Origin of the sequence: Vibrio sp. 10N.222.52.B12 (assembly GCF_002875385.1) — a bacterium.
Taxonomy (GTDB): Bacteria; Pseudomonadota; Gammaproteobacteria; order Enterobacterales; family Vibrionaceae; genus Vibrio; species Vibrio jasicida.
This window is the reverse complement of record NZ_MDAW01000147.1, coordinates 67,534-93,077: the sequence shown is the minus strand read 5'-3', so window position 1 is coordinate 93,077 and position 25,544 is coordinate 67,534. Positions and strand designations below refer to the sequence as shown.

The 25,544-nt window shown below is 45.1% G+C and carries 21 protein-coding genes, 1 tRNA gene and 1 riboswitch; of the genes, 16 read left to right on the top strand and 6 right to left on the bottom strand.

The genetic code is table 11. The annotated features are described in order from the left end of the window. Nucleotide 1 precedes the first annotated feature (1 nt). The 3 genes from rsxA to BCT11_RS22210 form a co-directional block, all read right to left on the bottom strand. Complete coding sequence (gene rsxA, locus BCT11_RS22220; RefSeq protein ID WP_005425202.1) at nt 2-580, bottom strand: electron transport complex subunit RsxA; 579 nt, start codon at nt 578-580, stop codon at nt 2-4. 312 nt (nt 581-892) lie between these two features. Then, entirely contained in the window at nt 893-3,190 is a 2,298-nt protein-coding gene (gene pflB / locus BCT11_RS22215) for a formate C-acetyltransferase (protein WP_102389311.1), read from the bottom strand. 354 nt (nt 3,191-3,544) lie between these two features. Continuing rightward, nucleotides 3,545-3,620: transfer RNA gene (locus BCT11_RS22210), tRNA-Asn, on the bottom strand. A 559-nt stretch (nt 3,621-4,179) separates the two neighbouring features. On the opposite strand from BCT11_RS22210, the gene uvrB reads away from it, so the two are divergent. From uvrB to luxU, 3 genes are all read left to right on the top strand, one after another. After that, entirely contained in the window at nt 4,180-6,210 is a 2,031-nt protein-coding gene (gene uvrB / locus BCT11_RS22205; protein WP_102389310.1) for an excinuclease ABC subunit UvrB, read from the top strand. 313 nt (nt 6,211-6,523) lie between these two features. Then, the gene (gene luxO, locus BCT11_RS22200) at nt 6,524-7,927 is read left to right on the top strand and encodes a quorum-sensing sigma-54 dependent transcriptional regulator LuxO (RefSeq protein ID WP_038869346.1); all 1,404 of its coding nucleotides are present in this window, start codon (nt 6,524-6,526) and stop codon (nt 7,925-7,927) included. Continuing rightward, entirely contained in the window at nt 7,924-8,268 is a 345-nt protein-coding gene (luxU, locus tag BCT11_RS22195; protein WP_080869631.1) for a quorum-sensing phosphorelay protein LuxU, read from the top strand. The genes luxO and luxU overlap by 4 nt, the downstream gene beginning before the upstream one ends. A gap of 98 nt (nt 8,269-8,366) precedes the next feature. Here the strand turns inward: luxU and BCT11_RS22190 are convergent, their stop codons facing one another. Continuing rightward, nucleotides 8,367-9,260 (bottom strand): YvcK family protein, encoded by an 894-nt coding sequence (locus tag BCT11_RS22190; RefSeq protein WP_038869348.1) that lies wholly within the window; start codon nt 9,258-9,260, stop codon nt 8,367-8,369. Between the two features lie 173 nt (nt 9,261-9,433). Then, nucleotides 9,434-9,585, top strand: a riboswitch (molybdenum cofactor riboswitch). Here BCT11_RS22190 and moaA point away from each other — a divergent pair. The 13 genes from moaA to BCT11_RS22125 all read left to right on the top strand — a co-directional run bounded on the left by moaA (nt 9,574) and on the right by BCT11_RS22125 (nt 21,836). Beyond that, complete coding sequence (gene moaA, locus BCT11_RS22185; RefSeq protein ID WP_038869349.1) at nt 9,574-10,563, top strand: GTP 3',8-cyclase MoaA; 990 nt, start codon at nt 9,574-9,576, stop codon at nt 10,561-10,563. (Overlaps the previous riboswitch by 12 nt.) 96 nt (nt 10,564-10,659) lie before the next feature. Beyond that, the gene (gene moaB / locus BCT11_RS22180; RefSeq protein ID WP_038869350.1) at nt 10,660-11,172 is read left to right on the top strand and encodes a molybdenum cofactor biosynthesis protein B; all 513 of its coding nucleotides are present in this window, start codon (nt 10,660-10,662) and stop codon (nt 11,170-11,172) included. 26 nt (nt 11,173-11,198) lie between these two features. Beyond that, nucleotides 11,199-11,678: a cyclic pyranopterin monophosphate synthase MoaC gene (gene moaC / locus BCT11_RS22175; RefSeq protein WP_038869352.1), complete on the top strand. Its 480-nt coding sequence runs from the start codon at nt 11,199-11,201 to the stop codon at nt 11,676-11,678. Further along, nucleotides 11,675-11,932: a molybdopterin synthase sulfur carrier subunit gene (gene moaD, locus BCT11_RS22170; protein WP_038869356.1), complete on the top strand. Its 258-nt coding sequence runs from the start codon at nt 11,675-11,677 to the stop codon at nt 11,930-11,932. Before moaC ends, moaD begins: the two co-directional genes overlap by 4 nt. A 1-nt stretch (nt 11,933) precedes the next feature. Next, nucleotides 11,934-12,389: a molybdopterin synthase catalytic subunit MoaE gene (gene moaE / locus BCT11_RS22165; protein ID WP_042604462.1), complete on the top strand. Its 456-nt coding sequence runs from the start codon at nt 11,934-11,936 to the stop codon at nt 12,387-12,389. A 561-nt stretch (nt 12,390-12,950) separates the two neighbouring features. Beyond that, nucleotides 12,951-14,582 (top strand): ABC transporter substrate-binding protein, encoded by a 1,632-nt coding sequence (locus tag BCT11_RS22160; protein ID WP_038869516.1) that lies wholly within the window; start codon nt 12,951-12,953, stop codon nt 14,580-14,582. 106 nt (nt 14,583-14,688) lie between these two features. Further along, complete coding sequence (gene oppB / locus BCT11_RS22155; protein ID WP_038869362.1) at nt 14,689-15,609, top strand: oligopeptide ABC transporter permease OppB; 921 nt, start codon at nt 14,689-14,691, stop codon at nt 15,607-15,609. 15 nt (nt 15,610-15,624) lie between these two features. Next, nucleotides 15,625-16,527 carry an oligopeptide ABC transporter permease OppC gene (oppC, locus tag BCT11_RS22150; protein WP_038869373.1) on the top strand — a complete coding sequence of 301 codons (903 nt, stop codon included), beginning with the start codon at nt 15,625-15,627 and terminating at the stop codon, nt 16,525-16,527. A gap of 30 nt (nt 16,528-16,557) precedes the next feature. Further along, a complete protein-coding gene (locus BCT11_RS22145; RefSeq protein WP_038869383.1) occupies nt 16,558-17,529 on the top strand; it encodes an ABC transporter ATP-binding protein in 972 nt (323 codons plus the stop codon). Then, nucleotides 17,526-18,518 (top strand): murein tripeptide/oligopeptide ABC transporter ATP binding protein OppF, encoded by a 993-nt coding sequence (gene oppF / locus BCT11_RS22140; protein ID WP_038869392.1) that lies wholly within the window; start codon nt 17,526-17,528, stop codon nt 18,516-18,518. Before BCT11_RS22145 ends, oppF begins: the two co-directional genes overlap by 4 nt. Nucleotides 18,519-18,702: 184 nt before the next feature. Then, the gene (locus tag BCT11_RS22135) at nt 18,703-19,647 is read left to right on the top strand and encodes a glutathione S-transferase family protein (protein WP_102389309.1); all 945 of its coding nucleotides are present in this window, start codon (nt 18,703-18,705) and stop codon (nt 19,645-19,647) included. A gap of 136 nt (nt 19,648-19,783) precedes the next feature. Next, nucleotides 19,784-21,055 carry an MgtC/SapB family protein gene (locus BCT11_RS22130; protein WP_042604464.1) on the top strand — a complete coding sequence of 424 codons (1,272 nt, stop codon included), beginning with the start codon at nt 19,784-19,786 and terminating at the stop codon, nt 21,053-21,055. 160 nt (nt 21,056-21,215) lie between these two features. Beyond that, on the top strand, nt 21,216-21,836 hold the full coding sequence (locus tag BCT11_RS22125; RefSeq protein ID WP_039974574.1) for a hypothetical protein: 621 nt from the start codon (nt 21,216-21,218) through the stop codon (nt 21,834-21,836). 60 nt (nt 21,837-21,896) lie between these two features. On the opposite strand, the gene pta is transcribed toward BCT11_RS22125, so the two are convergent. Both pta and BCT11_RS22115 read right to left on the bottom strand, forming a co-directional pair. Further along, a complete protein-coding gene (gene pta, locus BCT11_RS22120; RefSeq protein WP_042604465.1) occupies nt 21,897-24,062 on the bottom strand; it encodes a phosphate acetyltransferase in 2,166 nt (721 codons plus the stop codon). A gap of 135 nt (nt 24,063-24,197) precedes the next feature. Then, nucleotides 24,198-25,394: an acetate kinase gene (locus BCT11_RS22115; protein WP_038869402.1), complete on the bottom strand. Its 1,197-nt coding sequence runs from the start codon at nt 25,392-25,394 to the stop codon at nt 24,198-24,200. Nucleotides 25,395-25,544: the final 150 nt, after the last annotated feature.

Here is a 25,544-nt window from a genome sequence, read left to right as displayed (position 1 = left end):
TTTACTTCACCAAACCTGTAAAGCCCATAAAGGCAAGAGACATCAGGCCTGCGGTGATCATCGCAATCGACGCGCCTTTAAATGGCACAGGTACGTCAGCAGCGGCAATACGTTCACGCATTGACGCAAATAGGATCAGTACCAAAGAGAAGCCAACCGCTGCGCCAAAACCATAAATGATCGATTCGATAAAGTTGTGGTTCTCGTTGATGTTAAGCAGAGCAACACCCAGAACCGCACAGTTCGTTGTGATCAGAGGTAGGAAGATACCCAACAGACGATACAGCGTCGGACTGGTTTTGTGCACGACCATTTCGGTGAACTGTACAACAACAGCGATCACCAAAATAAAGCTCATGGTTCGTAGATATTCGATGCCCAGTGGACGCAAAACATAGCTTTCCACCAAGTATGCACACACAGACGCGAGCGTTAGTACAAAAGTTGTAGCTAAGCCCATGCCAATTGCTGTTTCCAGTTTTTTAGACACGCCCATAAAAGGACACAAGCCTAAAAACTTCACCAGTACAAAGTTGTTCACCAGCACAGTGCCGACCAACAACAAAATATATTCGGTCATAGTTATTACGTTCTTAAAATCCGATCCCAATATTATCGTGTTTTGTGACACCAATAACAACCAGAGAACGGTGTGGTTTTATGCACCCGATGGAAAATTATACGTGTATGTGATGTGAGCGGATGAATTAATAAGAAATTGAAAAGTTTGGTGAATGGTTGTTAACAAAGAAAAACGCAATTACCGCCACTGATTTAACGCACGCGTTGTTGATGGTTTTGGTATCACTTCGTATGGTTTGCCAGAAACGACAAAAGCTCATCCCCCTAATGAGTTAGAGGCATGAGCTTCGATTATTTTACAATCTCGCGATTACAGTTTTTCTGTAAACGTTCGGCTGATCACGTCTTGTTGTTGCTCTCGAGTTAGCGAGTTAAAACGTACCGCGTAGCCGGACACTCGAATCGTCAACTGAGGGTATTTCTCTGGATGTTCAACCGCATCCAATAACATCTCTCGGTTCAGAACGTTGACGTTAAGGTGTTGACCACCTTCAATCGCAATGCCCTTGTTGCTTGCTTCGTGATGGAAGTAACCATCCATTAGCGCGGCTAGGTTTTTCTTCTGACTCAAGTCATCTTTACCCAGCGCGTTAGGCACAATTGAGAAGGTGTAAGAAATACCATCTTTCGCGTAAGCAAACGGCAGTTTAGATACCGATGCCAAAGACGCAACCGCTCCTTTTTCATCGCGACCGTGCATTGGGTTTGCACCCGGGCCAAAAGGCATACCTGCGCGACGGCCATCTGGTGTATTACCCGTTTTTTTGCCGTAAACCACGTTAGATGTGATTGTTAGGATCGATTGAGTTGGTACTGCTTCGCGGTAGGTGTGCATCTTCTGAATTTTCTTCATGAAGCGCTCAACCAGATCACAAGCGATGTCATCAACACGGGCATCGTTGTTACCAAATTTTGGATAATCACCTTCGATTTCAAAATCAACAGCGATGCCATCCTCATCACGAACAGGTTTCACGGTCGCGTATTTAATGGCCGCCAAAGAGTCAGCGACAACAGACAGGCCTGCAATACCACACGCCATAGTGCGGTGCACGTCGCGATCCATCAATGCCATCAGTGATGCTTCGTAGCTGTAACGGTCATGCGAGTAATGGATGATGTTCAACGCTGTGACGTATTGCGTTGCTAGCCATTCTAACATGTTGTCGAAGCGTGGCATCAAAGCGTCAAAGTCGAGAATTTCATCTTGAACTTTGTCCACTAGCGGACCAACTTGCGCTTTCGATTTTTCATCGATACCACCGTTGATGGTGTACAGAAGCGCTTTTGCAAGGTTGGCACGTGCGCCAAAGAACTGCATGTGCTGACCAACAATCTGCGGGCTCACACAACATGCAATCGCGTAGTCGTCATTGTCGAAATCAGGACGCATTAGATCGTCGTTTTCGTATTGAACAGAAGAGGTATCAATCGATACTTTTGCAGCGTATTGTTTGAACGCTTCAGGCAATTGCTCTGACCAAAGAATCGTCATGTTTGGTTCAGGAGCAGGACCCATAGTGTGGAGCGTATGTAAGTATCGGAATGTCGTTTTAGATACTAGTGTACGGCCATCAACCCCCATACCTGCCATTGCTTCTGTTGCCCAGATTGGGTCGCCAGAGAACAATGAATCGTATTCTGGTGTACGAAGGAAGCGAACCATGCGCAGTTTCATGATGAAGTGGTCGATCATCTCTTGCGCTTGCGATTCATCAATCAAGCCATTTGCGATATCACGTTCTAGGTAAACATCTAGGAAAGTTGATGTACGACCCAATGACATTGCTGCGCCATTTTGAGACTTAACTGCCGCCAAGTAACCAAAGTAGGTAAATTGAATCGCTTCTTGCGCTGTTTTTGCAGGTAGCGACATATCAATTCCGTATTTCAAACCCATTTGACGAATGTCTTCAAGTGCTTGAACTTGGTCTGCAATTTCTTCACGTAGACGAAGCGTTTTCTCAAGATCGCCACCGCGCTCTAGGAACGTTTGTGTCGAGTTGTATTGCTCTTTTTTGTCCGCTTTTAAGAAGTCGATACCGTAAAGGGCTATACGGCGGTAGTCACCAATGATACGACCACGGCCATAGGCATCAGGAAGGCCAGTGATGATGCCTGATTTACGACACGCTAGGATTTCTTTGGTGTAAAGGTCGAAACACGCTTTGTTGTGAGTTTTACGGTACTCAGTGAAGATCTTTTCGACTGTTGGAGCCAATTCGCGGCCATAAACTTCGCATGAGTTTTTCACCATGCGAATACCACCATTAGCGATGATTGCACGTTTTAGAGGCTGATCGGTTTGTAAGCCAACGATCTTTTCCAGATCTTTGTTGATGTAACCCGCATCGTGAGAAGTAATCGTTGATGGCAGATCGGTATCGAAATCAACAGGAGCGTGTGTGCGGCTTTCTTGTTTAATGCCTTCAAGCACTTGGTTCCATAATGCTGAAGTGGATGCGCTAACCTCGGCTAAGAAGGACTCGTCTCCCTCATAGGGTGTGTAGTTTTTTTGGATGAAGTCACGAGTGTTGACAGAGTTTTGCCACTCACCAGCAGCGAATCCAGCCCATGCGTCTAGCATATCAGTCGTCGGAATAGTCATAAGTAAATCCCTAAGTTATTGATAAATAGAATGGAGGCGACGAGTAGGACGGAACCATTCTTAACCCTGTCAATCGTATGGATTTAATCTGTATGAGTAAAATGAATGCTTTTCATTTTTTTAATGATTATTTTGCATTTATATAAAAATCAATGGATTAATTGTGTTTTAAGGCCAAAAAGAAGAAATAAATCTTTAAGAATAGAAAATAAGGCGGAATTTAAAAAGGGACGTTGCGCTAGAGTTAGTGAAGACGGTACTGGCAACGAGATGCTCTGAGGCGCTTATTGGTGCTGAGCCGTTGAATTTAGATACGAAAAAAGCCCAGTTTTTCAACTGGGCTTTTCGGGAATTTGGCTCCTCCTGCTGGGCTCGAACCAGCGACCTGCGGATTAACAGTCCGTCGCTCTACCAACTGAGCTAAGGAGGAATTGCTTTGCTTGAAAGCGGGACGCATCTTACCGAGCACCCACAAAGCTGTCAACACCCAAAAAACACATTTTGAGCAAAAAAGTTAGTTTTTACATCTTTACTTTTTTGTACTCCTTGCCAGTAAAGGGCTGGAGTTAGTTATCCACCAAAATTGTGGATAACTATGTTGATGAGATCTGAGTAAAGATCATTGTTATGCAACTGGGTGTGCTTTGTGTGAATTTTTACGCGAGAATATTCACTGATTAGTCAAGTAAAACAGTGATTTATTAAATTTACTATGAGATCAATCAAAGTGGATAAAATTTACACTTTTGGGGATAAAGGATGATTTTTGTGTTTTTTGGGGAAAACTTGTGGAAATTATGTCGTGATGAGTGCAGACGCTTCATCGACTAGGGCGAAAGACTATATCAGAACGTGTTAAATAAGGCTAGATCAAAGTAGAGAAAGCACAAAATTTAATAGTAATGAGCTATAAATCATAGATAGACGTAGATTTCATCTTTGAAGGTGTATATATATACAGCCAAAGTGCAGTAATTTTGAGGAAGGGTATGAGTAAAGTTTATGAACTGGTCTCTGATTATCAACCATCTGGTGATCAACCAACAGCCATCAAGCAGTTGCTAGAAGGGTTAGATTCCGGTCTTGCCCACCAAACACTCTTAGGTGTAACGGGGTCTGGTAAAACATTTACATTAGCGAATGTTATTGCAGAAGCGCAACGACCAGCGATTCTACTCGCACCCAATAAAACACTTGCTGCTCAGTTGTATGGTGAAATGAAGTCTTTCTTCCCCAATAACGCGGTGGAGTATTTTGTTTCGTACTATGACTACTACCAACCGGAAGCGTATGTTCCGACCACGGATACCTTCATAGAGAAAGACGCGTCAGTTAACGCGCACATTGAACAAATGCGTTTGTCCGCTACAAAAGCACTACTAGAACGTAAAGATGCCATTATTGTCGCGTCGGTATCGGCTATCTATGGTTTGGGTGACCCTGAATCGTATCTACAAATGATGTTGCACCTGCGTCGCGGTGATGTGATTGATCAGCGCGATATGCTACGCCGCCTTGCAGAGTTGCAATACTCACGCAATGACGTCGCATTTGAACGCGGTCAGTTCCGTGTTCGTGGTGAGGTGATTGACATCTTCCCAGCCGAGTCAGATCAAGATGCTGTACGCGTAGAGATGTTTGACGATGAAGTCGATTGCATCAGTGTATTCGACCCATTGACAGGTGTGGTCAAGCAGCGTGACTTACCGCGCTATACTATTTACCCGAAGACGCACTATGTTACGCCACGTGAGCGTATTCTTGATGCCATTGAAAGCATTAAAGACGAGCTTGAAGTACGTAAGAAGCAACTTCTGGATAACAACAAGCTTCTAGAAGAGCAACGCATCAGCCAACGAACTCAGTTCGATATTGAGATGATGAACGAGCTGGGTTTCTGTTCAGGTATCGAAAACTACTCTCGTTACTTGAGTGGTCGTGCCGAGGGTGAGCCGCCACCGACACTATTTGATTACTTGCCTCACGATGGTTTGTTGATCATCGACGAGTCGCACGTGACGGTTCCGCAAATCGGTGCCATGTATAAAGGCGACCGTTCGCGTAAAGAAACGCTGGTGGAATTTGGCTTCCGTTTACCTTCTGCTTTAGACAATCGTCCGATGAAATTTGAGGAATTTGAGTCGATCTCACCACAAACTATTTTCGTGTCGGCAACTCCAGGCAATTACGAATTAGAAAAATCTGCAGATGAAATTGCCGATCAAGTCGTGCGCCCAACGGGTCTGCTTGATCCTGAATTAGAAGTTCGCCCAGTGGCAACTCAGGTCGATGACTTGTTGTCTGAGATTCGAATTAGAGCGGCGAAAGACGAGCGTGTTTTGGTAACTACACTAACCAAACGTATGGCAGAAGACTTAACGGAATACCTGCATGAGCATGATGTTCGAGTGCGTTACCTTCACTCAGACATCGATACTGTCGAGCGAGTCGAGATCATTCGAGATCTGCGTTTGGGTGAGTTTGATGTGCTGGTTGGGATCAACTTGTTACGAGAAGGTCTTGATATGCCAGAGGTATCACTGGTGGCGATTCTTGATGCGGATAAAGAGGGCTTCTTACGTTCAGAGCGTTCTTTGATTCAGACCATTGGCCGTGCGGCACGAAATATCGAAGGTCGAGCGATTTTGTATGCAGACTCGATTACAAAATCGATGAAAAAAGCAATGGATGAAACGGATCGTCGTCGTGAGAAACAGAAAGCTTACAACGCAGAGATGGGTATTGAGCCTCAGCCTCTGAAACGCAATATCAAAGACATCATGGAATTGGGTGATATTACTAAATCTAAGCGCCAGCGTAATACCAAGCAGGTACCATTATCTAAGGTGGCAGAACCTTCGCAGTCTTACGACGTGATGTCACCACAGCAATTGGAAAAAGAGATCAGTCGTTTAGAAGCTGCGATGTACCAACATGCTCAAGATCTTGAGTTTGAATTGGCCGCACAAAAACGCGATGAGATAGAGAAACTACGAGCGCAGTTTATTGCCAATAGTTAACTCTTTAGGCCTATCAAAACCCGAGTGCATTTGTATTTGGGTTTTATATTTCCCCCAAAAAACAGACAAAAAAGAAGCCAATAGGCAGTCGGGTCTATTGGCTTGTTTTGTGAACATATCGTTCACTAACAACGTCAGTTGGCTAGGTGACCCGAGGGGTCATTAAACAAACAGCATGGTTTGTGCCATATTTTAACCTGTTGATATTCGGTTTAATTTGTTTAGAATACCCACAATCTAACGAATGTTTATTTGCAAAATGCAAAGCGTAATGCGATTATTATTTAAAACACAACAAAAAATCGGCTAGGCTATGCAACAAATAACAGAAGGTCAAAAGTCACGTTACCTATTAATGGTCGAAGATACCGCTTCCGTTGCGGCATTGTACCGTTCTTACCTAACGCCACTCGGCATTGATATCAATATTGTTGGAACAGGCAGAGATGCAATCGAAAGCCTGAATCACCGTATTCCGGATCTTATTCTTCTCGATCTTCGTCTGCCAGATATGACGGGGATGGACGTATTGCACGCGGTGAAGAAAAGTCACCCTGATGTGCCAATTATTTTCATGACTGCTCACGGTTCTATCGATACCGCGGTAGAGGCGATGCGTCATGGCTCTCAAGATTTCTTAATCAAACCCTGTGAGGCTGATCGGCTGCGCGTAACGGTAAATAACGCGATTCGTAAGGCAACGAAATTAAAGAATGAAGCCGACAACCCAGGTAACCAAAACTACCAAGGCTTCATCGGCAGTAGCCAAACCATGCAGCAGGTTTACCGCACCATTGACTCGGCAGCGAGCAGTAAAGCCAGTATCTTCATTACTGGTGAAAGTGGTACTGGTAAAGAGGTGTGTGCCGAGGCGATTCACGCAGCAAGTAAACGTGGCGATAAGCCGTTTATTGCGATCAACTGTGCTGCTATCCCTAAAGACTTGATCGAAAGTGAGTTGTTTGGCCACGTTAAAGGTGCGTTTACCGGAGCAGCAAATGACCGTCAAGGTGCAGCTGAACTGGCTGACGGCGGGACGTTGTTCCTTGATGAACTATGTGAAATGGACTTGGATTTACAAACCAAGTTATTGCGTTTCATCCAGACGGGTACGTTCCAAAAAGTAGGCTCTTCTAAGATGAAGAGTGTGGATGTTCGCTTTGTGTGTGCGACTAACCGCGACCCTTGGAAAGAAGTACAAGAAGGCCGTTTTCGTGAAGACTTGTATTACCGCCTTTACGTGATTCCTTTACATTTGCCGCCACTACGCGAACGTGGTGAAGACGTGATCGAAATTGCGTATTCTTTGCTGGGTTATATGTCTCACGAGGAAGGCAAGAGTTTTATTCGTTTTGCACAAGATGTGATTGAACGTTTCAACAGTTACGAATGGCCGGGTAACGTTCGTCAGTTGCAAAACGTGTTGCGTAATATCGTGGTACTGAACAACGGCAAAGAAATTACTCTGGACATGCTACCACCACCACTGAATCAACCGGTGGTTCGTCAATCGATTTCAAAATTTATTGAACCTGAAATCATGACGGTGTCAGACATTATGCCGCTTTGGATGACTGAAAAAATGGCCATCGAGCAGGCGATTCAGGCGTGTGATGGCAATATTCCACGCGCTGCGGGTTACTTAGATGTCAGCCCTTCAACCATATATCGCAAGTTGCAAGCTTGGAATAATAGGGAAGAAAAACAAAACGTATGAGCATGGATGTATTGAATCAGCAAAAAATCGACGAATTGGCCGCTGAAATTGGCCTAGATAACGTTCCTATTTTGCTGGATATTTTCCTCGGAGAAATGGATGTCTATATCACCAACTTGTCGCAATACCAAGGCAGTGAGCAACTGATCTATCTAAAGGAAATCAGTCATGCTCTAAAAAGCAGTGCCGCCAGTTTTGGGGCTGATCGCTTGTGTGATTTGGCCGTAGCGATTGATAAGAAAGCTAAATCAGGTGAGTTAGTAGAAGGGGGGGGAGACATTACTTCGATGTTAAACTTGCTTCACATTACTCGTGATGCGTATCGTTTATGGACGCAGTAGCCCTGTATTAAACCTTATAAAAACAAAGCCCTTCACGTCGGTGAAGGGCTTTGTCATTTTATACGCTCAGGTGCCTCAATTGTAGGTCACTTCTTGTGTTATTTTGCAACCAATTGGTTTTCAATCGCTAACTTAAGTTTGTCACGATCATGACGCCAGTCGCGGTTGGTAGACGCCAATGACTCGGTGACCACATTCCAGTTATCCAGAACCTCTTGATCGGTTTCCTCTGCAAGTACGACATCAATCTGTCTGCCTTGGCATGCTCGCTCACACCATTCCAGCTTTTGTTTCATCGTCATGCGACCCGCTGGACCATATTCTGGACTAAGGTTCGCCACAAAAATGACCTTTGCTTTTTGGTTCGCTGCGATTGCTTTCCCCAATTCAGGTAAGAGTAGCGGTGGCATGATACTCGTTAGGAAGCTACCAGGGCCGAGGATGATGGCGTCAGCTTCTGCAAGAGCGGTTACCGCCTCTTTTGTTGCTGGCACTTCTGGTGAAAGGTCTAATCGGCGAAGATCTTTATCCATTTCATCCACATTAGTTTCACCTGTTACCCATTGCCCATCTACAGACAAAGCAGTGAGGTCGGAAGGATGTTCAGACATAGGAAGAATGTTGACATCGACTTTCAACATATTGCGAATCAGATTGATCGCGTCTAAAGGGCGGACGGAGAGGTTATCCAATGCCGTGAGCATCAGGTTCCCCAAGTTGTGGCCATCTAATTCACCAGTCCCTTTAAAGCGGTACTCAAACATCATCGAGCTGATCGATGGCTCTGTGATCAACTGGTTGATACAGTTTCGTGTATCGCCCCAAGCTATTCCGCCTTGACAATGGCGGATACGGCCAGTTGATCCGCCGTTGTCAGTGGTTGCCACAATGCCCGTTGCATTGCTGCCAAAATCATTAAGTGCGGCCAGCATTCGACCTAAACCGTGACCACCGCCAACTGCGACCACTTTCTTATTGGTGTAGATATTCATTACGTTCTTCTAATAATCTTGTAAAAAGCGACTACAATTTATCTTAATGAGTGTCTTAACGGTACTCACTTAGCGGTAAATTGTGTTTCTAGAGAGTTTTTTATCACTCTGCTCTGGATTCCATTACAAATTTTAAGTATTTTACACGGCAAAGCTATCAGGGGGCTTTCCTCTGGTTGCCATAACTCCGAGCTCACTATGCTAAGTCTAAGTCTAAGTCTAAGTCTAAGGATAGGCGTTTTGAGCCAGTGACATACTGTCACAAGGGCATAATTGGAAATGGTTATGCCTCCCGTGTTTGGAAAGGTGTTCCGTGGCGCAACAATTCGAAGACAAATTTCATCGTAAGTTCTATTACTTGCGTCTGTCTGTGACCGACGTTTGTAATTTTAAATGTACCTATTGCCTTCCTGACGGCTACAAGCCATCGGGCAATAAAAACTCGTCTTTTTTATCTCTACCAGAGATCAATCGTGTCGTAAGAGCGTTTGCAGATTGTGGTACCTCAAAGGTACGCATCACTGGTGGTGAGCCGAGTTTACGCAAAGACTTTACTGACATTATCCACTCTGTCGCAACCACGCCGGGTATCAAAAAAGTCGCAACAACGACAAACGGTTACCGCATGGCGAAGCACGTTGCTGACTGGCGTGAAGCTGGCTTGACCAACATCAACGTAAGCGTGGATAGTTTAGACCCTCGCATGTTCCATCAAATCACGGGTGAAAATAAGTTCACTGAAGTGATGAATGGTATCGAACGTGCGTTTGAAGTGGGTTACGAGCAAGTCAAAGTTAACGTGGTACTAATGAAAGACCTCAACCATAACGAGCTGCCCGCATTCCTTAACTGGATTAAAGATCGTCCAATTCAACTGCGTTTTATCGAATTAATGCAGACTGGTGAAATGGATGATTTGTTTGCGAAACACCATGTTTCTGGTGTTGCTATTCGAAATCAATTAATTGCTAACGGTTGGTTACTCAAAGTTCGTTCTCATAATGATGGCCCTGCACAAGTGTTTGTTCATCCGGACTATAAGGGCGAAATCGGTCTTATCATGCCTTATGAAAAAGACTTCTGTGAGAGCTGTAACCGACTTCGCGTCTCTGCTAAAGGTAAACTGCACCTGTGTCTGTTCGGCGATCATGGCGTAGAGTTACGGGACCTATTAGAACGTGATGACCAAGAAAATGAATTGATTGAGCGTATTCAAGCCCAGCTGCAAACAAAATCGGTCAGTCACTTCTTGCATGACGGCAATACGGGTATGACGCCACATCTTGCGTCTATCGGCGGTTAAATTCAGATTTTACATTGGGAGCTGACGTGGCTTCCGATGACTTTTCCAGAATCGATACTTTGCGTATCAAAATCAAATTAAAGAATAGGTGAACAAATGGGTCACGCTGAAAGCAAATTTCAACCTGCAAATATTGCCGTTCTAACGGTATCTGACACGCGTACAGAAGAAAACGATACTTCAGGCGGCTATCTAGTTGAGCACGCAAAGGAAGCGGGTCATAACGTTGTTGATAAACAAATCGTTATCGATGATATGTACAAGATTCGTGCAATCGTTTCTCAATGGATTGCTGACGAAAACGTACAAGCAATTATGATCACTGGCGGTACAGGTTTTACTTCACGTGATAGTACTCCAGAAGCGCTTAAGCCACTATTTGACAAAGAAGTGGAAGGCTTTGGTGAATTGTTCCGTCAGGTGTCTTACGAAGAGATTGGTACATCAACCATTCAATCTCGCGCCATTGCGGGCTTTGCTAACCACACGGTTATCTTTGCAATGCCTGGTTCTACAGGTGCATGCCGCACGGGTTGGACGAAGATCATCAAGCAGCAGCTAGACGCGAGTCACCGCCCTTGTAACTTCATGCCACACCTATCTGTATAACCTTTCCTAAAAGCGAAGGAACAACAATGACCCAATTTACACATATCAATGCGTCTGGCGAAGCTAACATGGTCGACGTGTCTGCAAAAGCGGAAACCGTTCGTGAAGCGCGCGCAGAAGCATTTGTACACATGGCGCCAGAAACACTGCAACTGATAGTTTCAGGCCAACACCACAAAGGTGATGTGTTTGCAACCGCGCGTATTGCTGGTATTCAAGCGGCAAAGAAAACATGGGACCTGATCCCACTTTGTCACCCTTTATTGCTTTCTAAAGTTGAAGTCCAGCTAGAAGCGATTGAAGCGGAGAATAAAGTACGTATCGAATCAGTATGTAAGCTGGCGGGTAAGACAGGTGTGGAAATGGAAGCGCTTACTGCTGCTTCTGTTGCTGCACTGACAATTTATGATATGTGTAAAGCGGTGCAAAAAGACATGGTTATCGAGCAAGTCCGCTTATTAGAGAAAACGGGTGGCAAATCTGGGCATTTCAAGGCGGAATCATGATTAGAGTACTTTTCTTTGCTCAAACACGAGAGTTAGTTGGCATCGATGGTCTTGAGCTCGAAGGCGCGTTTGATAACGTTGAAGCGATTCGTGCACATTTAGTGGATGCTGGTGTAAATAAAGAGGGTAAATGGGACCTTGCGCTTGAGCCGGGTAAACTGCTTGCCGCAGTAAACCAGTCTATTGTTCCGCTAGACGCTGAAGTGAAGTCAGGTGACGAAGTTGCCTTCTTCCCACCAGTAACAGGGGGCTAAAATGGATCCTCGCGTTTTAGTGCAAGCTGAAGACTTCTCTGTTGATCAAGAATACCAGCGTCTATCAGAAGGGACAGCCTCTGGTGCTGTGGTCACTTTCATCGGTAAAGTTCGTGATATGAACTTAGGTGATAATGTCATTGGCCTTCATTTAGAACATTATCCTGGCATGACAGAGAAAAGCCTGATCGATATCTGTGACGAAGCCGAATCGCGTTGGCCGTTATTGGGCATCCGTGTAATTCATCGTGTTGGCGATCTCGACACTGGTGATCAAATCGTTTTTGTTGGTGTTTCTAGTGCCCATCGAGGTGCTGCCTTTGATGCTTGTGAGTTTGTTATGGACTATTTAAAGACCAAAGCACCTTTCTGGAAAAAAGAACGCACGACCAGTGAAAATCGCTGGATCGAGTCACGTGATACGGACCATCAAGCAGCGCAACGCTGGGAGAAGTAGAACTCTTATTTGTTCTACAGCTTAATCCTAAAAGGTCAGATGTATAGAGCAGCTGGCCTTTTTTCTTTTTTACTCTGCCAAGTTATCTCCAATCCAATTCTCCAGCGTGCGTAAAAGCCGTGTATTCCTCCATTTTTGCTCCCGGTGACCTTGTTCACAATAAAAAATATCAAACAAGATATATGCAATTATTAATTAGACTCAATGTGTCATAAATGTTAATTTTTGTTCATATATCTAGCATAAGATGCTATCAAAGAGTTTGATTTTAGAGTTATCGAAAGTTTAAGCTGCCAAATGGATGCTTGAATCCTTATTTCGCTAGGCAATACTTTTTGATTAGTATTTATTGCTAAATATGAGCACTAAATACAGAATTATTAGTTTTTTTGCTACATTTTTATGGCAAATTACTTTGAGGATTGCTAATGTGTGCCGCAGTCTTTGTAAGGTTTTAGACGTTTATGCTCAAAAAGTGCACTAAAAAGTTCTAAAATGCTGACCGTTCCAGTCCCTTGCAAAGAAGTCATGGATGCTAATGAAAAACTTGGAGTTTTACGCATGTATAAGAACAAAATCACTAAAGCCCTTCTTCTAGGTGCTGGTTTGGCAGTGGCTGCCACTTCAACTACCGCTTTCTCTGCTGATGTTCCAGCAGGCACTAAACTTGCTGACAAACAAGAACTCGTTCGTGGTAACGGTACTGAAGTTGCGACAATTGACCCGCATAAATCTCAAGGTGTTCCTGAATCTCATGTGATTCGTGATCTTCTTGAAGGCTTAGTGAATCAAAATGCAGATGGCGATACTATCCCAGGTGTTGCAGAAAGTTGGGAAACGACAGACAACAAAACGTTTACTTTCCACTTACGCAAAGATGCAAAATGGTCTAACGGCGACCCTGTAACAGCGCAAGATTTCGTATACAGCTGGCAGCGTGCTGTCGATCCAGCAACGGCTTCGCCTTACTCTTGGTACATGGAATACACCAAGATGAAAAATGCGAAAGACATCGTTGCAGGTAAAAAAGACAAGAGCGAGCTGGGTGTTAAAGCGACTGATGATCACACGCTTGTCGTTGAGCTAGACACTGCGGTTCCTTACTTCGTAATGATGGCTGGCCACACAACAATGAAGCCAGTGCACAAAGCAACAGTCGAAAAGTTTGGCGACCAATGGACAAAACCTGAAAACTTCGTAGGTAACGGTGCATACGTCGTAAACAAGTGGGTAGTGAACGAGCGTCTTGAACTTGTACGTAACGAACAGTACTGGGATAACGATAAGACCGTTATCAACAAAGTTACGTACCTTCCAATCGAGAACGGCGTTGCTGAAATGAACCGTTTCCTATCTGGTGAAATCGACTTCACGTCTAAACTGCCAACTGAGCACTTTAAGCGTTTGAAGAAAGAATACCCAGAGTCAGTATCGGTTGAAGGTAGCCTATGTACTTACTACTACTCATTCAATACGAAGAAAGAACCATTTAACGATGTTCGTGTACGTAAGGCGATCTCTTACGCGATTGACCGTAACATCGTAGCAAACGCAATTCTTGGCCAAGGCCAGAAACCTGCTTACTTCCTAACGCCTGAAATTACAGCGCACTTCAACCCTGAGCTACCAGCTTACGGTAAGATGACGCAAAAAGAGCGCAACGAAGAAGCGGCACGTCTACTTGCAGAAGCGGGCTACGGCAAAGACAACCCTCTTAAATTCTCTCTTCTATACAACACAGATGAGAACCACAAGAAACTGGCGGTAGCGCTAGGTTCAATGTGGAAGAAAACTCTTGGTCTAGACGTAACGCTAGAAAACCAAGAGTGGAAAACATACCTATCTACTAAAGACCAAGGTGATTTCGAAGTAGCACGCGCAGGTTGGTGTGGTGACTACAACGAAGCATCTTCATTCCTAACCCTTATGGTTAGCTCGAACACTACGGGTGGTCAGCACTGGGGTAATAAAGAGTACGATGCTCTGATCGACAAAGCGATTAAATCGACTTCAGAAGAAGAGCGTACAAAAATTTACCTAGAAGCTGAGCAGCTAATGGCGAAAGATATGCCTATCGCGCCTATCTACCAGTACGTTCGTTCTCGTCTACTAAATCCGCATGTTGGTGGTTTCCCAGCAAATAACGCGGAAGAAAAGATCTACTCAAAAGATCTTTACATCAAAGCAGACTAATAAAGTCGCTTCAAGACTATAAGAAAAAGGCCCACACGTCCTAATCACTGGACGTGCGGTGCCTATCATCAAATTTTTAACTGTCACAGACTGAAAGAGTGAGTTTATGCTTAAATTCATCGCAAAAAGGATATTTGAGGCGATCCCAACTATGTTGGTTTTGATCACCGTATCTTTCTTTCTCATGCGTTTCGCACCGGGTAACCCATTCTCGAGCGAGCGTCCATTACCGCCAGAAGTTATGGCGAACATCGAAGCTAAATACGGCCTAGATAAGCCAGTATTTGAGCAATATACGACTTATTTGACCAACGTTCTCCAAGGTGACTTTGGTCCTTCATTTAAATACTTAGACTACACAGTAAACGAGCTGATCTCGGTTGCTCTTCCTGTGTCAGCAAAGGTAGGTTTCATTGCCTTTATCTTTACTGTCATTCTTGGGGTAAGCATAGGGACGATCGCAGCCCTCAAACAAAATACTTGGGTGGATTATGTGATCATGTCGACCGCCATGCTCGGGGTGGTTATGCCCTCATTTGTATTGGCGCCCGCTTTAATCTATCTGTTCTCGTTGCACTGGAACTTATTCCCTGCCGGCGGTTGGAATGATGGCGGATGGCAATACCTCGTACTCCCAGTTATCGGTATGTCACTGCTCTATGTCGCGACGTTCGCTCGTATCACCCGTGGTTCGATGATAGAAACGTTGAACAGTAACTTTATTCGTACAGCACGTGCGAAAGGTCTAAGCTACCGTTACATCGTTATCAAACACGCGCTAAAACCAGCACTACTTCCTGTTGTGTCATATATGGGGCCTGCCTTCGTAGGTATCATCACAGGTTCGGTTGTTATCGAGACCATCTTTGGTCTACCTGGTATCGGCAAGTTATTCGTCAATGCTGCTTTCAACCGTGACTACTCGCTAGTAATGGGGGTAACCATCCTGATTGGTTTCCTATTCATTCTATTCAACGCCATCGTTGATATTCTACTAGCAATGATTGACCCGAAAATTCGCTACTAACAGGGAAGTATGGTTATGTTAACGAAAAAAGAGAATCTTGAAGCGGTCGAGAAATTTGCAGAGAATCTGGAAGTTGAAGGCCGTAGTTTGTGGCAAGACGCCCGTATCCGCTTTATGCGTAACAAAGCGGCAATGGTGAGCTTGTTCATTCTTACATTGATGACACTGGCGGTAATCTTTTTACCAATGATTGCCCCATACACATTTGATGATACTGACTGGTATGCGATGCACGTCGGTCCAAGTGCTGAACACTGGTTTGGCACGGACAGCTTAGGCCGTGACCTTTATGTGCGTACGCTGATTGGCGGTCGTATCTCTCTAATGGTTGGTGTTCTAGGTGCATTGGTTGCGGTTGTGATTGGTACGCTTTACGGTGCGGCTTCTGGTTTCATCGGCGGTAAAGTTGACCGTATCATGATGCGTATTCTTGAAATCCTATACGCGGTTCCGTTCATGTTCCTAGTTATCGTACTGGTAACATTCTTCGGTCGTAATATTGTTCTTATCTTCGTCGCTATCGGTGCTATTGCGTGGCTAGATATGGCTCGTATCGTACGTGGCCAAACGCTAAGTCTACGTAGTAAAGAGTTTATTGAAGCGGCACACGTTTGTGGTGTGAGTAATTGGAAAATCATCACTCGCCATATCGTTCCAAACGTACTGGGTATTGTCGCGGTTTACTCGACACTGCTTATCCCAAGCATGATTCTGACAGAATCATTCCTTTCATTCCTTGGTCTTGGTGTTCAAGAACCGATGACAAGTTGGGGCGCACTTCTACAAGAAGGTTCGCAAACAATGGAAGTAGCAATCTGGCAGCTGGCGTTCCCAGCAGCGTTCATGGTTGTGACTCTATTCTGCTTCAACTACGTCGGTGATGGCCTGCGCGATGCGCTGGATCCAAAAGACAGATAATTAAAAATAGAAAGAATAAAGGAAGCAATGATGAGTTTATTAGATGTCAAAGATCTGCGCGTAGAATTTACCACTCAAGATGGTATCGTGACCGCAGTAAACGATTTGAACTTCTCTCTAAACCAAGGTGAAACCCTAGGTATCGTAGGTGAGTCGGGTTCAGGTAAATCACAAACCGTATTCGCTATCATGGGTTTGCTAGCGAAGAACGGTATCATTTCTGGTAGCGCGAAGTTTGAAGGAAACGAGATCCTTAATCTGCCAGAAAAAGCACTGAACAAGGTTCGTGCAGAACAGATCGCGATGATCTTCCAAGACCCAATGACGTCTCTTAACCCATACATGAAAGTTAGTGATCAGCTGATGGAAGTTCTGATGCTACACAAAGGTATGGGCAAGGCAGAAGCGTTCGAAGAGTCTGTTCGTATGCTTGAAGCGGTAAAAATTCCAGAAGCTCGCAAGCGTATCACTATGTACCCACACGAGTTTTCAGGCGGTATGCGTCAGCGTGTAATGATCGCCATGGCGCTGCTGTGTCGTCCAAAACTGCTTATTGCGGATGAACCAACCACGGCATTGGACGTAACGGTTCAAGCGCAGATCATGGATCTGTTGAACGAGCTTAAATCCGAGTTCAATACCGCAATCATCATGATCACACACGATCTTGGTGTTGTAGCGGGCTCTTGTGACAAAGTACTCGTAATGTACGCTGGTCGAACTATGGAGTACGGCACAGTAAACGAAATCTTCTACAACCCAAGCCACCCGTATGCGGAAGGTCTGTTAAAAGCGATTCCTCGTCTAGATACAGAAGGCGAGATCCTGCCAACAATTCCAGGTAACCCGCCAAACTTACTGCGTCTGCCACCTGGTTGCCCTTACCAAGAGCGTTGCCACCGCGTGATGGATCGTTGTAAACGCGAAGCACCAATCTTGACACCATTTGGTGATGGTCGTCAGCGTGCATGTTTTTCTGAATGGGAGGCTTGGAGCAAATGAGTACAGATAAAAAACTAATTCTGGATGTGTCTGATCTGAAAGTTCACTTCAGCATTGCATCGAAATCAGCGTGGCCTTGGTCAAAGCCTTCGAGCCTAAAAGCGGTAGACGGCGTAAATGTTCGTCTGTACGAAGGCGAGACTCTTGGTGTAGTAGGTGAATCTGGTTGTGGTAAGTCTACGTTTGCTCGCGCGATCATTGGTCTTGTTGAAGCTACCGACGGTGAAGTGGTTTGGTTGGGTCAAGACCTGACGAAAATGAAAGACGTTCAACGCCGCGAAACGCGTAAAGAAATCCAAATGATTTTCCAAGATCCTTTGGCTTCTTTGAACCCGCGTATGACAGTGGGCGACATCATCGCTGAGCCGCTAGAGACATTCTACCCAGAACTGACTAAGCAAGAAGTGAAAGACCGCGTTAAAGAGATGATGGCGAAGGTAGGTCTATTACCTAACGTGATCAACCGTTACCCACACGAATTCTCAGGCGGTCAGTGTCAGCGTATCGGTATTGCTCGTGCTCTTATCCTAAAGCCTAAGATGATCATTTGTGACGAGCCAGTATCGGCACTTGATGTATCGATTCAGGCTCAGGTAGTTAACCTACTGAAAGAGCTACAAAAAGAGCTTGGTCTTTCTTTGGTATTTATCGCGCACGATTTGTCCGTTGTAAAGCACATCTCTGATCGTGTATTGGTTATGTATCTTGGTAATGCGGTTGAGCTCGGTGAATCAGACGCTTTGTTTGCCGATCCAAAGCACCCATACACTCGTGCCTTGATGTCAGCGGTTCCAATTCCTGATCCGGAGTTAGAGCGCAACAAAAAGATTCAAATGCTAGAAGGGGACTTACCGTCACCTATTAGCCCACCATCGGGTTGTGTTTTCCGCACTCGTTGCCCACAAGCGACGGATGAGTGCTCGAAGACTAAACCAAATATCCAAGGTTCTGATGTTCACGCAGTTTCCTGTTTGAACGTAGCGATATAATCTAATTCAGCCTGTGACGGGCTTAAGCGCGGCTCCTTTTATAGGGTCGCGCTTTTTTTATGCCTACGATTTTTGTTGGTTTAAGTTCATTCGAAATTCTTGAACAAGATGTACTAAGTGAACGGATTCTAAGCTCAGTATGAATCGCTAATATAGTAGAAGACAAGATATGAGGAGAGCAGTTATGGGTAAGTTAGTTGAAGGCGTTTGGCAAGACGTATGGTATGACACTAAATCAAGCAGTGGTAAGTTCGTTCGTGAAGATTCGGGTTTTCGCCAGTGGGTAAAGAATAAACCGGATGCAACATTCCAACCTGAGTCAGGCCGTTACCACCTTTATGTTTCGCTTGCTTGTCCGTGGGCACATCGCACATTGATCTTCCGCAAACTCAAAGGTTTGGAAAAACACATAGACGTCACGGTCGTTTGCCCAGATATGCTAAGTGAAGGCTGGCAAATGGGGTTGCCAGAGCCACTGTTTGGCCATACTCGAATGCACCAAATCTACACTCAAGCCAAGTCTGATTACACAGGTCGCGTTACTGTTCCGGTTTTATGGGATAAAAAGACCAACACCATCGTGTCGAATGAATCGTCTGAAATCATCCGAATGTTTAACACCGAGTTTAACGATTTAACGGGGAACAAAGATGACTACTACCCGGAGCAACTTCAAAGTGTTATCGACCAGTGGAACGACTATATTTATCCTAACGTGAATAACGGTGTTTACCGTTGTGGGTTTGCGACAACGCAAGAGGCGTACGAAGAGGCGTTTGATTCATTGTTCGCAGCACTGGATAAAATCGATGCTCATCTTGCGACGCATCGCTACCTAGCGGGCAAGAAAATCACCGAAGCCGACTGGCGCTTGTTTACGACTCTCGTTCGCTTTGACGCAGTATACGTAGGCCATTTCAAATGTAATAAACAACGCATTGCCGACTACGCAAACATTCAAGGCTATTTGAAAGAGCTATACCAAGTAGAAGGCGTGGCAGAAACTACTGACTTCTACCACATTAAGCGTCACTACTATTTCAGTCATACGGGTATCAACCCTACGCAAGTGGTACCAAAAGGCCCGGCGATAGATTTGGATTTGCTCCATGGTCGGGACCTAATTTAAAATTTAAGCTCTCCGAGAAACGCGTCATTTGATGTGGCGCGTTTTCTTTTTCTCAATATCTTCCCACCGTCACACCTTATTCCTTATGAACACATAAACTGATGATATAACAACCGATCTTGGACTGAGGTGGGGTATGGACGTCAATGAGTTTGTCAGTGGTGAGCATATAATTTGGAATCTGTTTATTGCCCTGTTATTAGGCGCAATTGTCGGAACGCAACGCGGTTGGGTAATGCGTAACAGTGTTGAAGGCAGTCGAGTTGCGGGGATTCGCACTTTCTCTTTGGTGGGGCTACTTGGCGGCCTGATCGGTATTCTTGCTAAGATCTACACGCCTTTGTTACTTGGCTTTGCTCTTATTGCTTTGGTTATTCTTGCTTGTATTGCATTTGTGATTCAGCAAAAAAAGAGTGAGGACATCAGCATTACAGGTGTGGTCAGTTTAGTGATTACGTTTGTACTCGGTAGTCTGGCTGTTTCTGGTGAGGCCGTTCTTGCAGCAGCGGCGGCAGTTATCACTGCAGTTGTGCTGGACAATAAGAAAGAGCTTCATCAAGCGTTGCAGCGTTTACAAGAATATGAGTTGGATGCGGCTTTGCGTCTTCTGCTTATTTCCATCGTTTTATTGCCTCTTCTACCTAACCAAGCGTACGGTCCTTGGAAGGCTCTGAATCCTTATGAGATTTGGTGGATGGTGGTGCTGATTGCCAGTATTTCGTTTGTCGGCTATTTCGCGATTAAGATCGGTGGAGCGAAGCGGGGCATTTTGTTTACGTCTGTCTTTGCTGGGCTAAGTTCTTCTACCGCACTTACGTTGCAGTTCTCTCATCTTTCACGTGAGCAGGAAGGTATCAGCCCTCTGCTTGCAAGCGGAATCTTATTGAGTTGCGGCACTATGTTTCCTCGCTTGTTGATTGTCCTATCTGTTCTCAATCCTCAATTAGTTAGTTTGTTATGGCCGATTGTCTTGGTCATGATGGTTGCGCTTTATTTGCCGGCTTGGTGGATATGGCGTCGAAGTGAAGCCGAGAAAATAGAGCAATCGAACAAACAGACTAACCCGTTGGCGCTTCAATCGGCACTGTTCTTTGGTGTTGTATTAGCGATCATTATGTTGTTATCTCATGCGCTTTCAGATTGGTTTGGTAGTGCGGGTATCTTAGTTCTATCTGCGGTGTCAGGGATTACGGATGTTGATGCTATTTCACTGACTTTAGGGCGTCAAAGTACTCAGTCATTGGCGATAGAGGTTGCTGTGCTCGGGATATTTATCGCGGCGTCAGTGAATACTATCGTTAAGATGGGCATGGTACTTATGATAGGCGCTCGTCAATTGTGGGCTAAGGTTGTTCCACCTATGTTGAGTGCGGTTTGTTTGGGTGGGCTTGTCTATTTGGCGCTTTAGAACAAATAACCGTCTGATGCAAAAACAATTTATTAGGTCGCGAGCTAGGTTCCAATCTGTACTTATCAATCAAGTAAAACTCATTCCTTTTTCTATACTGATTCACCAAGTGCTGAGCTTTCGTTCCAAGCGCTAGGAATCTGAACAAGGAAGAAACGATATGATTACTGTATTTCCAGGAGTGGTCGAAGGTACGGGCTTTAAATGGAAAACCGTGGGACAACCTATCACTAAATATAACGACGCTGTGGCCTATTTACGTCAATCTAGTGCGGCGGCAGCACTATTAGATTTTCTTTCGGGAGGCGAAGAGGTCACGTTGCTTTGTACAACTGATACTACCAGCAGCTTTTTTCCTGCAGAAATCGTAAAACAAGCAGGCTGCAATGTTCGCGGCAGTTTAGTGACTTGGAATCCTTTTGATAGCTTGAATGTAAACGACATTAAGCGCAATAAACCCGTTGGACGCAGTCGTGTGCCAAATAACAATGTATCTAGAGGGACGCAGTCACCAGCGGTTGGGCTTATTCATGAGTTTGGCCACGCGCGCCAATACATGTTGAAACGAGATTGGTTCATGACGCACTATCGCGCTGCCTCAAGTGGTAGCGATAGCGATCGACTCATCATAGAAAATGATAACTTGCTTACCGTAGAGTCCGTTGTTGCTCGCCAGCTCAATGAAGGTGTTCGTTGGAAGTATAGGGACATCGGATCGAGTAATACGAATTTGAACGTGCAGTATCAATTGAATCGTCCAATGGACCCGATTCTCGTATAGCAACATGAAATAAAAAACCTCGCCGTGGCGAGGTTTTTTCATTCAGAAAGGTGCGGTTAATTAGTTAACTGCTTTTTCTTTTGCTTGGTCAGCTTGATCTGCCTGAATCGCAGTTAGAGCAACTGTGTATACGATATCGTCTACTAGTGCACCGCGAGATAGATCGTTTACAGGCTTGCGCATACCTTGCAGCATTGGACCGATAGAAACTAGGTCTGCTGAACGTTGTACCGCTTTGTAAGTCGTGTTACCAGTGTTTAGGTCTGGGAATACGAATACTGTCGCTTTACCTGCAACTGGAGAGTTTGGTGCTTTAGAAGCAGCAACGTTTTCCATGATAGCCGCGTCGTACTGTAGAGGACCGTCGATTACTAGGTCTGGACGTTTCTCTTGAGCAAGTCTTGTTGCTTCACGTACTTTATCTACGTCTGCACCCTTACCAGATTCACCAGTAGAGTAAGAGATCATAGCAACGCGAGGGTCGATACCGAATGCCGCTGCAGAATCAGCAGATTGGATAGCGATTTCAGCAAGCTGTTCCGCTGTAGGATCTGGGTTGATCGCACAGTCACCGTAAACCAGTACTTGGTCAGGTAGCAGCATGAAGAATACAGAAGATACGATAGACGCATCAGGTGCAGTCTTGATGATTTGGAACGGAGGTACGATAGTGTTCGCTGTGGTGTGAACCGCACCAGAAACTAGACCGTCAACTTCGTCGTTCTCAAGCATCATAGTGCCTAGGAATACTGAATCTTGTAGCTTCTCACGAGCAACAACTTCAGTCATGCCTTTCGCGCCACGTAGCTCAACTAGACGAGCAACGTAGTTTTCACGAACTTCATCAGAGTTGATGATCGTTACGCCAGCACCTAGTGTTACACCTTGCTGCTCAGCAACGCGACGGATTTCGTCTGGGTTACCTAGAAGCACACATTCTGCAATGCCGCGCTCAGCACAGATCGCTGCAGCTTTCACTGTACGTGGCTCGTCACCTTCAGGAAGAACGATACGCTTGCCTGCTTTACGAGCGAATTCAGTTAGCTGGTAACGGAATGCTGGTGGGCTTAGACGACGAGACTTCTGAGTGCCCTCAGTCATAGACTCGATCCAGTTACCGTCGATGTGACCCGCAACGTGTTCGTTGATGAACTCGATACGCTCTTTATCGTCAGCAGGAACTTCGATGCTGAAGCTCTGTAGGTTTAGAGAAGTCTGCCAAGTGTTACCTTGTGCTTTGAAGATCGGCAGACCTGTTTCGAATGCTGGCTTACATAGACCAGAAATCTCTTCAGGGATGTCGTAACCGCCAGTCAATAGAATAGCACCGATATCAACGCCGTTCATTGCTGCAAGCGCTGCTGCAACGATAACGTCTGGACGATCTGCTGAAGTAACAAGTAGAGAACCTGGTTTGAAGTGCTCAATCATGTTTGGCAGAGAACGTGCACAGAAAGTGATGCTTTTAATACGACGAGTCGCAATGTCACCTTCGTTGATGATGTCAGCATTTAGGTGCTGAGCCATATCAATAGCACGAGTAGCGATCAGATCGATGCTCCATGGCACACAACCTAGTACACGAATTGGAGAAGTGTTGAAGATTTCCATCACTTTCATTTCGTTTTGCTTCGCGCTGTCTGCATCGTCAAAGATTTCAGATAGGTCAGGGCGAGTACGGCCAGCTTCGTCAACAGGTGCGTTTAGCTTGTTGATGATAACGCCAGAGATGTTCTTGTTCTTAGTACCACCGAAGTTAGAACATGCTACTTCGATGCGCTCTTTAAGTTGAGCTGGGTTATCGGTACCTGGAGTTGCAACAAGAACGATTTCCGCACCTAGAGTTGCTGCGATTTCCGCATTCACTTGGTTAGCGAATGGGTGCTTACGAGTTGGTACTAGACCTTCGATAAGCGTCACGTCTGCGTCTTTGTTGATTTGGTTGTAACGTTCAACAACCGTTTCTAGCAGCTCGTCCATGTTGTCGTTACCGATTAGGCTTTCTGCAACAGACATCGCTAGAGGTTGACCGATCTTCATATCGCTGTTGTAACCAACGATTGTTGAAGTTAGATCAGGTTGATCGCCGCCAGAACGTGGCTGTGAAATTGGTTTGTAGAAAGAAACCTTAACGCCTTTGCGCTCCATAGCGCGAAGAACACCCATGCTTACGCTAGTTAGACCAACACCAGCACTTGCAGGGATAAGCATAATAGTACGAGACATTCGTAGAGTACCTTTAGCTATTGGGGGATAAAAGCTCAACTCTTATTCCATGAGGTTCAGAGAATAGGAGTTGAGCCCCTAAGAAATTCGTTTGGAAGAAAAACTGGCTAGCCGAGGGCTAGCCAGTTCATTCTATTAAAGACCTGCTAGGCGTGCAGTGTCTTCAGCAATTACTAGCTCTTCGTTAGTAGAGATAACCATTGCTGGGATACGGCTGTTTGCTGTAGTGATAGTACCTTCGCCGCCGAAACGCGCTTTAAGGTTAGCTTCACCATCAACTTCGATACCGAAGATACCTAGACGGTTTAGAACCATTTCACGGATAGGGCCAGAGTTCTCGCCGATACCGCCAGTGAAAGTGATTGCGTCTAGACGACCTTCCATAGAAGCCGTGTAACCCGCTACGTATTTAGCTAGACGGTGACAGAACACGTCCATTGCACGAGTTGCTTCTTCTTTCTCACCGTAGTTGTCTTCAACGAAACGACAGTCAGAAGTCACTTCAGTTAGACCTTGTAGGCCAGACTCTTTAGTTAGCATGTTGTTGATTTCTTCAACAGAGTAACCTAGAGCGTCGTGTAGGTGGAATACGATAGCTGGGTCGATGTCACCACAACGAGTACCCATTACTAGACCTTCAAGAGGAGTAAGACCCATAGAAGTATCTACAGATTGACCGTTCTTGATCGCACAAACAGATGCACCGTTACCTAGGTGACAGTTGATGATGTTAACTTCTTCAACTGGCTTGTTTAGTAGACCTGCAACTTCACGAGTGATGAATAGGTGTGAAGTACCGTGCATGCCGTAACGACGGATACCGTGTTCTTTGTATAGTTTGTAAGGAAGAGCGTATAGGAAAGACTCTTCAGGCATAGTTTGGTGGAACGCAGTATCAAATACAGCAACGTTTTGAAGCTCTGGGAAGTTGTGCTTAGCAGCTTCGATACCGATGATGTGCGCTGGGTTGTGAAGCGGTGCGAAAGTCGCAGCGTCTTGAATACCCTTAAGTACTTCGTCAGTGATCAGTGCAGATTGAGTGAACTGTTCGCCACCGTGAACGATACGGTGACCGATAGCGCCTAGGTTAGCTTTAAGCTCTGGCTTAGAAGCAAGAATAGTTTCAACCATGAACGCTAGCGCTTCTTCGTGTGCTGCACCGTTGCCTAGTTGAGCTTCGTGTTTACCATCAAGTTTCCACTTGATACGTGCTTCAGGAAGGTGAAGACATTCAGCAAGACCTGATAGGTGCTCTGCACCTGTTTCTGCATCAACAACAGCAAATTTAAGAGAAGAACTACCGCAGTTTAAAACTAAAACTAGCTTAGACATGTGTGACTACCTGTTATTCGTCTGATCAAAATCAGTTAAAGGATGAAAAATTAATCACAAGAATAGACGATACCATCGAGGGTGCGTACTAATCTTGGTCAAAAATCGTTCTAATTCCGTATAAAAGAATAGTGATGAACCCATCCATCA